A 12,331-nucleotide genomic window follows, 5' to 3' on the forward strand; every position below is an offset into this window, starting at 1 on the left:
TTTTTAAAAAGAGGAGAAATATATTTTTTGTAAGCGTTTACTGGTCGAAATGAAGGAGGTTTACCATGATTCACACATTGACAAACGGATTTAACCGTTTTTGCGAGTGGGTGATGAGGCTGGCATATCTTAATCTGCTGTGGATCGGCTTTTCTTTGGCGGGAGCGGTCATCTTCGGATTAGCGCCGGCGACTGCCGCCATGTTTAGTGTGACGAGACAGTGGGTGAAGGGTGAAACAGATATTCCTGTTTTCCAGACTTTTTTTCAGGCGTTCAAAAAGGAATGGGCCGGTTCAAGCATTCTCGGCTTCATTTTAGCGGCAATCGCCCTCGTGTTATATGTTGATTTTCAAATTGTTTCCATATATTTTCAAGGTCAGCCTGCCGTATTGAGCTTGTTTATCAGTTTGTTTATCATTTACGCCATCATCTTCTTATACACTTTTCCAATCTATGTCCACTATCAAATGAAACGAATCGATGTTCTGAAATACAGCTTCATGATCGGATTTTCCCGTCCGCTCATCACTTTGCTGATGATATTGAGCGCATTTGGAATGGTGCTGGCCGCTTTATTTCACGTCACATTTCTCTTGTTCTTCAGCGGCAGCGGGTTAAGCTTGCTCCTGACAAAATTGGCGTCCAGCGCATTTTTCGCCATTGACGGCCGCGGCAATGACAAACAGACTGCCGTCCCGCGCGTGAAATGAAGGGTGTTTTTTTAGTGAACCGGTATCATCATTTGAAAATTAAAGATCAGTTGTTTATTTTGATCACGCTCATTATGGCGGTTTCACTGATATTGATTTTGAGCGGTGTTCAATACGCGTTTCGCGTGTATGATCAGCAGCTTTACAGAAAATCGTCCCAGGTGCTGATGATGTCTTCCAAAGCGATTGAAGATGAACTAAAAAAAATTGAAGATGTTTCCTATCAAATCGCGACCGACACAAACATTCAAACCAACCTCTTAAAAGCCGGCCGCAATCAGAACACATACGGCCGGTATCGCATCAAAAAAGAAATTTGGGACAAGCTTGCCGAATTCACCGGTTCTAAACGGTACATTAAATCGATTCATTTGTTCGATGCCTTCGGGACCGAATACTCAGCAGGGGCCAGCTCTGCCGAGGCTATAATAGAGCGGAAAGACGAGCTTGCCTTAAAAGCGTCGCGTCAAAAAGGCGGCAATCTATGGACGACGATGCCGGATGTGCGTGGTGAGCTTTTATCCGTCAGGGAAATCCGTTCCTATCAGCATTTAAACCTCGATCACCTGGGGACGGTGCTGATTGTGTGTGATCTGCAAAACATTATCGCCGACCTTCCGAAAGATATGGGGGAAGGCGCAGGCAAAATCGCCATGTCTGACGGACGACACGCGTTCTTTTCAGAAATCCCTTTAAGCCGAATCGATGTGCTCCGCTTATCTTCTCCGGATCAAAACGGATACGACATTGTGAAAGAAAACGGCCGGCGTTTTTTCATTTCATATGTCAAGTCATCGTATGGGAACTGGACATACTGGAGTCTGATTCCTTTTGACACCATGTTCTCCAAAATATCAGCGATGAAATCTATACTCATTTCCCTTTTCATTCTCTTCTTTTTCATTGCCGTCTTCTTCGGAAGAAAAATGGCCAGGGGCATAACAAGTCCGATTGAAGGGCTGGTGGCTGCCATGAAAAATGTGCAAAACGGCGATTTCAACATACGGCCGCCGCTTTCTGCATCATCTGAGCATCAGGACGAAGTCAGCGTGCTGAAGTGCAATTTTGTGACAATGATTGAACGGATCAATGAATTAATCGCGGAGAACTATGAGAAGCAGCTGATGATCAAAGAAACGGAATTTAAAGCGCTGCAGGCGCAAATCAATCCCCATTTTTTATACAACACACTCGAATCGATCAATTGGCTCGCCAAAATGAATCGGCAGCCGCAAATTTCAAAGATGACCGAATCTCTCGGATTTTTGCTGCGGAGTGCGATGAATCTGAAAACCGATTGTTTAACGATTGAAGAGGAAGCAGAGATTGTCCTTCATTATTTTACGATTCAGCGGTTTCGCTTTGACGAAAGGCTCGTGTTTGATGTGGAGATCGATCCGCTTGTCAAAACATGCCCGGTTCCAAAGCTGATCCTTCAGCCTTTGGCGGAAAACGCCATTCACTATTGCCTTGAGCCTGTCATTGAGCCTTGTCACATTCGGATTCAGGCGTTCAGAAAGGGAGAATCCGTTTATTTAACAGTCGCTGACAACGGTCCCGGCATGGATGAAGACTTTTTGGAGAAAGCGAGAAAGGGGCTTGTACGGACAAAAGGCAGAGGCATCGGGCTTACAAATATTGATGAGCGGATCAAGCTGATGTTTGGCAAAAGGTATGGAATCACCATTTCAAGCGAAAAAAACAAGGGAACAAAGGTGAATATTAAAATACCATTTCAAAGCGGGGTGTGATGATGTATAAAGTGCTCTTGGCAGACGATGAACGGATCATTCTTGAAGGGATTTCAAAGATGATCGAGTGGAATTCAGTCGGCACATCTTTAATCGGCGCGGTGCAAAACGGCGCTGACGCCTATCGGCTGATTGTGCGCGAGCGCCCGGATATCGTGATCTCAGACATTAAAATGCCGGGATTGGGAGGATTGGAGCTGATTGAAAAAGTGTCCCGCAAGTACCCATCGACCCGGTTTATTCTCCTTACCGGATTCGGCCAGTTTGAATACGCGAAAAAAGCGATGACATACGGTGTCAGGCATTATTTGCTGAAACCTTGCAATGAGAGCCATATTACAGAATCGCTCAAAAGCGTTGTCAGCGAGCTGAAAAAAGAAGAGTCTGCCAAACAGGTCAAAACCGATTTGGAGATGATCAGGCCGCACCTTGAAAAACACGTGTTCAAAGAGCTGATCACAGGCGAGAAGTCAGACGCAGAAAGGTATTTGCACTTTTTTTCAGAAAGCGGAAACATGAAGCTCGTCCTCCTTTCATTCCAGGAGCAGGGAGGGAGAAGGTGTTTGTCTGATCTCGAACAGATCGCCTGTGATGTCTTCAAAAGCGGCATCATCACCTCCATCCGCCATAAAGGTGTGCTCGTCCTCGCAGTCAAAGCCCGAATGGAAGATGAACAGCTAAAAGCAAATCTGGAAAGGATTAAAAGGCTTTCACGCCAGCGCTTACAGATGGAGCTGGCGGCAGCATTCAGCGGAAGCGGTGACATCGGGGAGGCCGCTGTTTTATATGGCCGCGCGCGGGCCGAGTTTGAAAGCCTGGTCAGCGGGGGGCAGACATCGGTTTTGGTCAGGCAAATGATTGAGCTGATCCAAAAGGAAGCCGCCAATCCGAAGCTGTCATTAAAATGGGCGGCCCGAAACATGCTGTATATGAATCCCGATTATCTCGGCAAGGTTTTCAAACAGGAGACAGGTGAACGGTTTTCCAGCTATGTGACGAAGGTCCGGATTGAAAAAGCGATCGCCAAAATGAAAAAGACAAACGATATCACGATCGGCGCTCTCGCAGAGGAGACGGGATTTGGCGATAATCCGAAATACTTCAGCCTCGTCTTTAAAAAGTATACAGGCTGTACACCGTCTGAGTACCGGAAAAAAGAAGAACACCTGCTGTAAAGCCGCCGGAGAAAGTCCGGCGGCTTTTTCTTGCGACGCGATCTCTGTTTTTTTAACATTCTTCTCTGTTTTTTGAGTTTCTGGGACGAAAATGCGTCATTAAAATAAAATGTAAGCACTTACAAAAAGAGGGGGATGTCGATGAGGAGATTCATGCTTGTCTCGTTATGCGCATTGCTGCTGTCCGGGCTTTACGGATGCAGTTCAAACAGCGAAGAGGCGGGGGGCTCAGGCGGAGAAAACACGATCACGCTGAGGATCGCCTGGTGGGGCGGACAGCCGCGACATGATTACACAACGAAAGTGATTGAGATGTACGAAAAGGAAAATCCGCATGTCAAAATCGAAGCGGAGTTTGCCAACTGGGACGATTATTGGAAAAAGCTCGCACCGATGTCCGCGGCGAACCAGCTGCCTGATGTCATCCAGATGGATTCCGCATATTTATCACAATACGGTGAAAAGGGCCAGCTGGAAGATCTCTCGGCGTATGTGAAAGACGGGACGATCAACACAGATGCAATTGATGACAAGACGCTCGAGGGCGGGAAAATCGGCGGCAAGCTTTACGGTTTTCCGCTCGGGATCAATGTGCTGTCCGTCATTACAAATGATGACCTTTTAAAAGAAGTCGGCGCCGAGATTGATGATGAGAACTGGACATGGGACGATTTTGAAACATTGGCGCTCAAGGTGCAGGAGAAGACGGGAAAATACGGCTCAAACGGAATGCATCCGCCTGACGTCTTTTTCCCGTATTATCTCAGGACGAAGGGCGAGCGCTTTTATAAAGAGGATGGAACAGGTCTTGCCTATACGGATGACAAGCTGTTTGTCGATTACTTCAAAAGACAGGTCAGACTTGTCGAGCAGAAGGCTTCTCCGACACCTGATGAAAGCGCGCAAATCAAAGGGATGGAAGACGATTTTATCGTAAAAGGCGAAACGTCTGCCACATGGAATTATTCCAACCAATACTCGGCGTTTGCCCAGCTGACGGATGCGCCGCTTTCACTCCATCTGCCGCCGGAACAGGCGAAAGAAAAAGCGCTGTTTCTCAGACCGAGCATGCTGTTTTCGATTCCGAAAAGCTCCGAACATAAAAAAGAAGCGGCAACATTTATCGATTTCTTTATCAATAATGAAAAAGCCAATGCGCTGATCAAAGGTGAGCGCGGTGTACCCGTTTCAGCGAAAACGGCCGAAGCGGTAAAGTCGGAACTGAATGAAGAGGAAAAAAAGATTTTTGAATATGTCGAGCGGGCAAAAGAACATGCAGGTCAGGCGGACCCGCCTGAACCGATTGGCAGCGCTGAAGTGATCAAGCTGCTGAAGGATACGTCAGACCAAATTTTGTTCAAAAAAATCACACCGGAAGAAGGAGCCGCCAAGTTCAGAAAAGAAGCGAACGACATCTTGAAACGAAATCAAAAAAGGTAATGCCTGAAAGGGGGATGCGACCGTGAAGAGCAAACGACTGAATGACAACCTGGCGGGTTATGCCTTTATTTCTCCATTTGTAATCGGCTTTTTCTGCTTTACCGTGATACCGATGGGCGCTTCACTGTTTTTGTCTTTTACCGATTATGATCTGTTTACTTCTCCTAAGTGGGTGGGCCTTGACAACTACAAAACGATGCTGACGGATGATGAAAAGTACTGGGGATCATTGAAAGTGACATTTTACTATGTTCTCTGCGGCGTACCGCTCAGGCTGGCGTTCGCGCTTTTCATCGCGGTGATGTTGAACAGATCGCAAAAAGGAGTAGGTATTTACCGGACGCTTTTTTATCTGCCGTCGATCATCGGCGGCAGTGTGGCGGTGGCGATCATGTGGCGCAATGTCTTCGGGAATGACGGTGTCATCAATGCGCTTCTGTTTTTTATCGGGATTGAAAAGAAGATTTTCTGGTACCAGGATCCGACGAGTGCGTTGTGGACGCTGATCCTTTTGTCGGTTTGGCAGTTCGGTTCTTCGATGCTGATTTTTTTGGCCGGACTCAAAAACATTCCGCCGATGTATCAGGAAGCAGCCAGCATTGACGGGGCAAACAGGGTGCAGCGGTTTTTCCTGATTACGCTTCCGCTGCTCAGCCCGATTATCTTCTTTAATTTGGTGATGCAGACGATATCCGCGTTTATGACCTTTACACCGGCTTATATTATTTCCAAGGGGGAGGGCGGACCGCTTGACGGAACGCTCCTATATTCCCTGTATTTATTCCAGCGGGCCTTCAACTTTTTCCAAATGGGCTATGCCTCAGCCATGGCCTGGGTGATGCTCCTATTGATCGGCCTTGTGACATTCATTTTATTTAAAACATCATCCTTATGGGTGCATTACGAATCAAAGGAGGGATCATGATGGAGCCGGTCAAGGAAACGGCGCCTGCACGCGTTCCTGTAAGGAGCGGGAAAAGCCGGACGGGTCAGATCGCTTTTCATATTGCAACAGCCGGTTTGGCGGTTTTTCTTCTCTATCCTGTCATATGGCTTGTTGTCAGTTCTTTTAAAGAGAGCGCCAGCATTTTCGCCACTTCTCATTCGCTCGTTCCCGATCCGTTTGTCATCTCCAATTATGCGGATGGATGGAAGGGAATTGCCGGACAGCCGTTTATCACATTCATCAAAAACTCGCTGATCATCGTCGGTTTATCGACCGCTGGCGCCGTCCTGTCGTCAGCTTTTATCGCCTACGGGTTCGCGCGGATTTCGTTTAAAGGCAAATCGTTTTGGTTTGCCGCTATGATGGTGACGATGATGCTGCCGCATGAAGTGCTGATGATTCCGCAGTACATCATCTTTGCGAAGCTTGATTGGCTGAATTCCTTTAAGCCGATCGTCGTTCCTCAGTTTTTTGGACACGCGTTTTTTATCTTTTTGATGATCCAGTTTATCAGAACGATTCCGGTTGAACTCGATGAAGCGGCGAAGATTGATGGTTGCAGCCGTCTCGGCATTTTTTTCAAGGTAATCCTGCCGCTGATCGCCCCGGCGCTTGCGACATCGGCGATCTTTTCATTTTACTGGAAATGGGAGGAGCTGATCAATCCGCTCCTTTATTTAAACAAGCCCGAGCTTTATCCGGTTTCCCTGGCGTTGAAGCTGTTTTTGGATACGGAGACGGCGTCAAACTGGGGTGCGATGTTTGCGATGTCCGTCGTTTCGCTGCTGCCTGTCGTGATCGTGTTTTTTGTCTTTCAAAAATCGATCGTTCAAGGCATCAGCATGAGCGGATTAAAATAAAAAAGGAGTGAATGCGGGTGGCAAAACTTGTTTTTGATGAAGAAAAGCTGAATGACATGATCGACAGAATCGTCAAGCGGACATTTGCGATGGATTTTGAATGGGATTGGCCCGGCGGTGTGGCGTTTTACGGCGTGGCCGAGGCGTATGATGCGACGGAAAAGGAAGAATACCTTCAGCTTCTGAAAAACTGGACGGATGAAAAGCTTGAAGACGGCCTGCCGAAGCTTTCGATCAACGGCGTCTCCATTGGCCACACCCTTTTATCGCTCTATCAGGCAACAGGTGATGACCGTTATCTTGAAACAGCCAGGGAAATGGCAGACTATGTCCTTCATGAAGCGCCGAGGTTTGCAGACGGCATCCTCCAGCATACCGTCAATTCAGAGAAAAACGTCTTCCCGGAGCAGGCGTGGGTCGATACGATGATGATGGCCGGCTTGTTTCTTCTCCGCATCGGAAAGCTTGTCGAGAGTGAAGAATACTTTGAGGATGGCCTCCGCCAGTATCATGGTCATGAAGAACTTTTGCAGGATATGGATACCAATCTGTATTATCACGGCTGGGACAATGTGGCCAAAAACCATATGTCAGGCATATTTTGGGGGAGGGGAAACGGCTGGGCCGCGCTGACCATGGCCAAAGCGCTGCCGCTGATTGATGTGACCCATCCGTCTTATATGATCATCGACGGCTCATTGAGAGATCTGTTGAGCGCGCTTGTCAGGCTTCAGCATCCTTCCGGGTTATGGCACACCATCGTGACAGACCCCGGCTCATATCTTGAAGTCTCGGGTTCCGCCGGAATTGCCTCCGGTCTTTTATCAAGAGGCTCTTTGTACCACGAGTCGGTTCAGAGAGCGCTGGCGGCCATCACAGAATCCGTCGCGCCGGACGGCAGGGTCGAACGCGTTTCCGCGGGAACGGCGGTCATGCGGGACGCCGGGGGGTATAAGGATGTCCCGTATAAACGGATTCAAGGCTGGGGGCAGGGGCTTGCGCTGACCTTTTTGGCAGATGTCATCCGCTCAAAATCGCGAGCATTTCAATAAAAATTGAAAAAGAAACATTCTTTTCATTTGCAGTGGGGGGAGAGGCATGAAAAAGCTGCATCAAAGACATGTTTCACGGCGGAAGGGGACCTATTTCAAAAAGAGTTTTGTGCTGATCTTGCTGATTGCGTGCATCCCGGGTCTGTTGACGGGTGCGGGCATCTATTTTTTCTCAGCCGCAAAAATCGAACACGAGCTTCAGCATCTGCATGAAAGCCAAGTCAGACGCCAAATCATGCAAATGGATGACAAGCTGGAAGGGCTCGAAATCATGCTCTCCCAGCTGGCGTATGACACACGGCTGATGAGCGGGCTGGCTCATACGGATTTAAAAAAAGACTTTCAAACGACATACCGCTTGTCAAAGTCGCTGTTTGTTCTCCAGGACCAAAATCCGCTCATTCAGCGGGTTGAATTATTCATTCATGAAGGTGAGCCCCAGCTTTTAAATCCGGAATACAGCGCGCTGACCGATCGAAATCGTTTAAAATCCTACGATTCACTGCTTTCCGGCAATAAAAACGTCTATTGGAAAAAATGGCGCGGCAGCACTGGAGGCATGGCCCTCGTTCATAAAATTCCGGGGGGCATTTCAGAGCCGTTCGGCGCCCTGATTGTAACGATAGATCGTAAAGAAATGAAGCATTTGCTGGAAAGCCTTTCCCCATATTCAAAAGGAACCGCGCTGCTTTTCAGCAGGGACGCACCTTTTGGAAAGGAAGGCGAAGAATTTGAAAGCGCATTAAAGAAGCGGGCTGAAAAACAGCGGAGCAAACAGGGGGCCTTTTTCATGAAGTGGAGAGGTGAAAACTATTCCGTCTCCTTCGGACAGATGGATCGACTCGGCCAGGAATGGACTTATGTTTCCGCATCGCCAATGTCGTCCATTACCTCTCCTGTCCTGTTTTTATCAAAGCTCGTCGCATCCGTCAGCATGACCGGGATTGTGCTGGCTTTCATTCTCACCTGGTATGCCTCAAATAAAATCTATTCACCTGTCGAGAAGCTGATCCAGCTTTGTTCAGCAGAACAGAAAACCGCCGCTTTCGGCCGCGATGAATTTCAGTGGCTCCAAAAGCGCTGGGAGGACATGTCGAACGAAAGCGGGAAGCTGAAACAGCAGATGACGGCTCAAGTTTCTCAAGTGACAAGCGGATTTTTTCAGCGGCTTCTCCAAGGAGGCTTTGCGGGAGAAGCGGAGAAAAGCTTGAAAAACCGTCTGAAGCGCTGGGGCTGGGAAGCGAAAGACAAGGTGTTCATCATCATCGATATCCAGATGACCGGCCTTTATGACGGGGCCGGCTCTTTTTCCAAAAAAGACGAAAGCCTCGCCAATTTTATGCTGGCCAACATCGCCCGCGAACTGGCCGAAAAAGTATTCCGGCGGGCGTATATCAGCGATGCCCGCGCTTTATCGCTCGATGCCCTTTTGATGTTTAGCGGTCCTCGCGCACAGCAGAAAACCGCCGCGCAATTTGTCCGCGAGCTGACAGATACGATTCATACACTATGCGGGCTTCACATTACGGCTACAATCTCAAAGCCGGTCGGCATGGTAAAGGACATTCCTGTCATATATGAAGAGGTGAAAGCCGGGAAGCTTTACAGACAGTTTGAAAATTCCAGCCAGCTGATCGATTTAAGCCGGCGGAAGGAGAAGACACAGGCTGATGCTTATTATCCGTTTGCCCTGGAAAAAAGGATCGTACAAGCGATCCGCCTCGAAGAAAAAGATGAAGCCGAACGCCTGATCGCGCTTTTTATGAATGAGCTTGCGGAAAGAGGGAAAACAGAGGCCCGTATCCAGCCGGGAATGATTCAGCTGTTTGCCAAAATTCAGGAAGAGATTTTTCATTCGGGTCTTCACCCTTATGAATTATTTTCCAATAACGATCTGATCCGGGAGCTGTCAGAACTCAGAGAGCCGTCACACGCGGTCGCCTGGATGATGGAACGCGCTGTCGGTCCTTATCTCAAAGAACTTGAGGGGAGAAACAACAGACAGCAAAAACGGCTTGTCGAACGGGTGCTTGCGATGATTCACGAAAATTACATGAATGATATTTCACTTGAAAGCTGCGCAGATGAAGCGGGAACGAATTCATATACGCTGAGCAAGGCGTTTAAACAGATCACCGGCATCAATTTTATCGATTATGTCACACATTTGCGAATTGAAAAAGCGAAAGAGCTGCTTCTCGAAACGGATCAGAAAATACATGACGTATCAGAGGCTGTCGGCTACAGACACAGCTATTTCAACCGGATTTTTAAAAAACAGGTCGGGGTTCCGCCGAGCCGCTTTAGACAGCTTCATCAGGAAACTTCGTGAAAAGGAGAGGAAAACATGAACGAAAAACCGAAAGTCACCGTGTTTTTGGCTGGGGATTCGACCGTTGCCGAGTGTCCGCCGCATGAAGCGCCGATGGCCGGCTGGGGTCAAGCGTTTCCATTGTTTTTTACAGATGAAGCAAGAATCGTCAATCTGGCCAAAGGCGGCGCCAGCTCCAACCGCTTTATCACCGAGGGGCGTCTCGCTGACATCGCCGGCCGTCTCACAGCAGGGGATTATGTGTTGATTCAATTCGGTCACAATGATCAAAAGCCGTATGGAACAGATCCGTTTACATCGTATCAGGACAATCTTTTCCGCTATGTCGAAACCGTGCGGGCAAAAGCGGCGTTTCCGGTTTTGGTTACTTCTGTCCAGAGGCGGCATTTTGATGAAAGCGGAGCGATCGTTAATACGCTTGGCGATTTTCCAAAAGCGATGCTTGAGCTTGCGCGGAGGCTAGAAGTGCCGCACATCGATTTATGGTCGAAGACAAAAGCGCTCTATGAATCTTTCGGAGTGGAAGGGTCAAAGCAGCTGTTCGTTCACTTTCAGCCTGATGAGCATCCTCATTATCCAGGCGGCATCGAAGATAACACCCATTTCTCCGCATACGGCGCTCGTCAGGTTGCAAAGCTTGTCACAGAAGGCATCAAGGAGCTTGGGCTTCCTCTTTCCGCCTATCTTCAAACAGAAAGGAGCGGTCGCCATGCAAAGTTTTGACAACAGGGAGGGCCTCATGATCTATCAAAATCGTTTATCATCTCCTCAGGATCTCAGCGGCTGGGTCATGGAAGGGAAAGGAAAGGACAGCTTTCCTGAGGGAAGGCTTCATCTGGAAAATGAGCTTGATCCGGAGCTTTACGGAGATGACGCACACTTTGTGTACTGGTGCCCGGAGACGTTTCCTGATGGGATCATCATCAAATGGGATTTCTACCCTATCAGAGAACCCGGGCTGTGCATGATCTTTTTCGCGGCTTCCGGACGGAATGGAGAGGATTTGTTTGATCGGAAGCTCGCAGAAAGAACAGGCAAATATCCGGAATATCATTCAGGTGATATCAATACGCTGCATCTCTCTTATTTCAGACATAAGCATGCTGATGAAAGAGCCTTCAGAACATGCAATCTCAGGAAAAGCCGCGGTTTTCACCTTGTCGAGGAGGGAGCCGATCCGCTGCCGCCAGCAGCCGACGCTCTTCCGCCTTACCGGATGAGGCTCGTTAAAGACGGTCCATACATTCACTTTTCGATCAACGGGCTTTCCATTCTGGAGTGGACGGATGACGGCCGCCGCTTCGGCCCTGTATACGGAGGAGGAAAAATCGGCTTCAGGCAAATGGCTCCGCTGAAAGCGGCCTACAGCAATTTTGAGGTTCGCACGCTTTTGCGCGGCTAAAGGGGAGGTGCATCATGCGTGAAAAAGGCGTAATGGCGATGATTTACAACGGCTGTGAAGCAGCCGTTAAGATCGCCATGCTGAACGGTTTGTGGATTTTGTTTACAGTATGCGGAGGCATCGTTCTCGGCTGGGCTCCAAGCACGGCCGCGATGTTTACAGTCGTACGCAAATGGCTTTTTGGTTATACGGATCTGCCGCTTTTCAAAACGTTTTACCAAACATACAAAAAGGAATTTGCCAAAGCAAACGGGATCGGTCTTATCCTTGCGGCGGCCGGTTATATTTTATTTGTTAACTATCAATTTTTTCATATTCGCGAAGACTTGTTTTCGATCATGATCAGCTATACGACATTGCTTGTCGGGCTGGCGTATGCGATGGTCCTCATTTATATTTTCCCGCTCTACGTTCATTTTGAGCTGCCGTTTTCCCGCTATTTTTCCCAGGCTGTACTGATCGGTCTTCTTCGCCCTTTGACAACGGCCGGGATGGCCGCGGCGGGCGGGCTGGTCGTCTGTGTGCTCATAACGGTGCCGGGGCTGATCCCGTTTTATGGTGTCAGTTTATTTGCTCTTGTTTTTATGTTTATCACACACAGGTGTTTTATGAGGCTGGAAGCGTGAGAAGTAAGGCAAAAAAGTACCAATTTTAATAAAAAAG

11 protein-coding genes are annotated in these 12,331 nt (G+C 48.3%); all 11 read left to right on the forward strand.

The features are described 5' to 3' along the window. Positions 1-65 precede the first annotated feature (65 nt). A complete protein-coding gene (locus M654_RS09205; RefSeq protein WP_026586621.1) occupies positions 66-710 on the forward strand; it encodes a YesL family protein in 645 nt (214 codons plus the stop codon). A gap of 14 nt (positions 711-724) precedes the next feature. Beyond that, complete coding sequence (locus M654_RS09210) at positions 725-2,461, forward strand: cache domain-containing sensor histidine kinase (RefSeq protein ID WP_081692825.1); 1,737 nt, start codon at positions 725-727, stop codon at positions 2,459-2,461. A gap of 2 nt (positions 2,462-2,463) precedes the next feature. After that, positions 2,464-3,636, forward strand: coding sequence for a response regulator transcription factor (locus M654_RS09215; protein ID WP_026586623.1), 1,173 nt, complete (start codon positions 2,464-2,466; stop codon positions 3,634-3,636). Between the two features lie 141 nt (positions 3,637-3,777). Beyond that, positions 3,778-5,076, forward strand: a complete 1,299-nt coding sequence (locus tag M654_RS09220; RefSeq protein ID WP_026586624.1) for an ABC transporter substrate-binding protein — start codon at positions 3,778-3,780, stop codon at positions 5,074-5,076. Positions 5,077-5,098: 22 nt separating this feature from the next. Further along, positions 5,099-6,001, forward strand: coding sequence for a carbohydrate ABC transporter permease (locus tag M654_RS09225; RefSeq protein ID WP_026586625.1), 903 nt, complete (start codon positions 5,099-5,101; stop codon positions 5,999-6,001). Beyond that, a complete protein-coding gene (locus tag M654_RS09230) occupies positions 6,001-6,882 on the forward strand; it encodes a carbohydrate ABC transporter permease (protein ID WP_026586626.1) in 882 nt (293 codons plus the stop codon). Before M654_RS09225 ends, M654_RS09230 begins: the two co-directional genes overlap by 1 nt. 17 nt (positions 6,883-6,899) lie before the next feature. Next, positions 6,900-7,934, forward strand: coding sequence for a glycoside hydrolase family 88/105 protein (locus tag M654_RS09235; RefSeq protein ID WP_026586627.1), 1,035 nt, complete (start codon positions 6,900-6,902; stop codon positions 7,932-7,934). A gap of 46 nt (positions 7,935-7,980) precedes the next feature. Next, positions 7,981-10,266, forward strand: coding sequence for a helix-turn-helix transcriptional regulator (locus M654_RS09240; RefSeq protein ID WP_026586628.1), 2,286 nt, complete (start codon positions 7,981-7,983; stop codon positions 10,264-10,266). Between the two features lie 15 nt (positions 10,267-10,281). Beyond that, entirely contained in the window at positions 10,282-10,989 is a 708-nt protein-coding gene (locus M654_RS09245) for a rhamnogalacturonan acetylesterase (protein WP_026586629.1), read from the forward strand. Beyond that, the gene (locus M654_RS09250; protein ID WP_026586630.1) at positions 10,976-11,668 is read left to right on the forward strand and encodes a YesU family protein; all 693 of its coding nucleotides are present in this window, start codon (positions 10,976-10,978) and stop codon (positions 11,666-11,668) included. Before M654_RS09245 ends, M654_RS09250 begins: the two co-directional genes overlap by 14 nt. A 14-nt stretch (positions 11,669-11,682) precedes the next feature. Beyond that, positions 11,683-12,294: a YesL family protein gene (locus tag M654_RS09255; protein WP_026586631.1), complete on the forward strand. Its 612-nt coding sequence runs from the start codon at positions 11,683-11,685 to the stop codon at positions 12,292-12,294. Positions 12,295-12,331 lie beyond the last annotated feature (37 nt).

Origin of the sequence: Bacillus sp. NSP9.1, from assembly GCF_000465465.2 — a bacterium.
In the GTDB taxonomy this organism is placed as follows: Bacteria; Bacillota; Bacilli; order Bacillales; family Bacillaceae; genus Bacillus; species Bacillus sonorensis_A.

Coding starts and splice junctions, on each gene's coding strand:
- M654_RS09205 (WP_026586621.1), top strand. CDS start 66: ATGATTCACACATTGACAAACGGATTTAACCGTTTTTGCGAGTGGGTG.
- M654_RS09215 (WP_026586623.1), top strand. CDS start 2,464: ATGTATAAAGTGCTCTTGGCAGACGATGAACGGATCATTCTTGAAGGG.
- M654_RS09220 (WP_026586624.1), top strand. CDS start 3,778: ATGAGGAGATTCATGCTTGTCTCGTTATGCGCATTGCTGCTGTCCGGG.
- M654_RS09230 (WP_026586626.1), top strand. CDS start 6,001: ATGGAGCCGGTCAAGGAAACGGCGCCTGCACGCGTTCCTGTAAGGAGC.
- M654_RS09240 (WP_026586628.1), top strand. CDS start 7,981: ATGAAAAAGCTGCATCAAAGACATGTTTCACGGCGGAAGGGGACCTAT.
- M654_RS09245 (WP_026586629.1), top strand. CDS start 10,282: ATGAACGAAAAACCGAAAGTCACCGTGTTTTTGGCTGGGGATTCGACC.
- M654_RS09250 (WP_026586630.1), top strand. CDS start 10,976: ATGCAAAGTTTTGACAACAGGGAGGGCCTCATGATCTATCAAAATCGT.
- M654_RS09255 (WP_026586631.1), top strand. CDS start 11,683: ATGCGTGAAAAAGGCGTAATGGCGATGATTTACAACGGCTGTGAAGCA.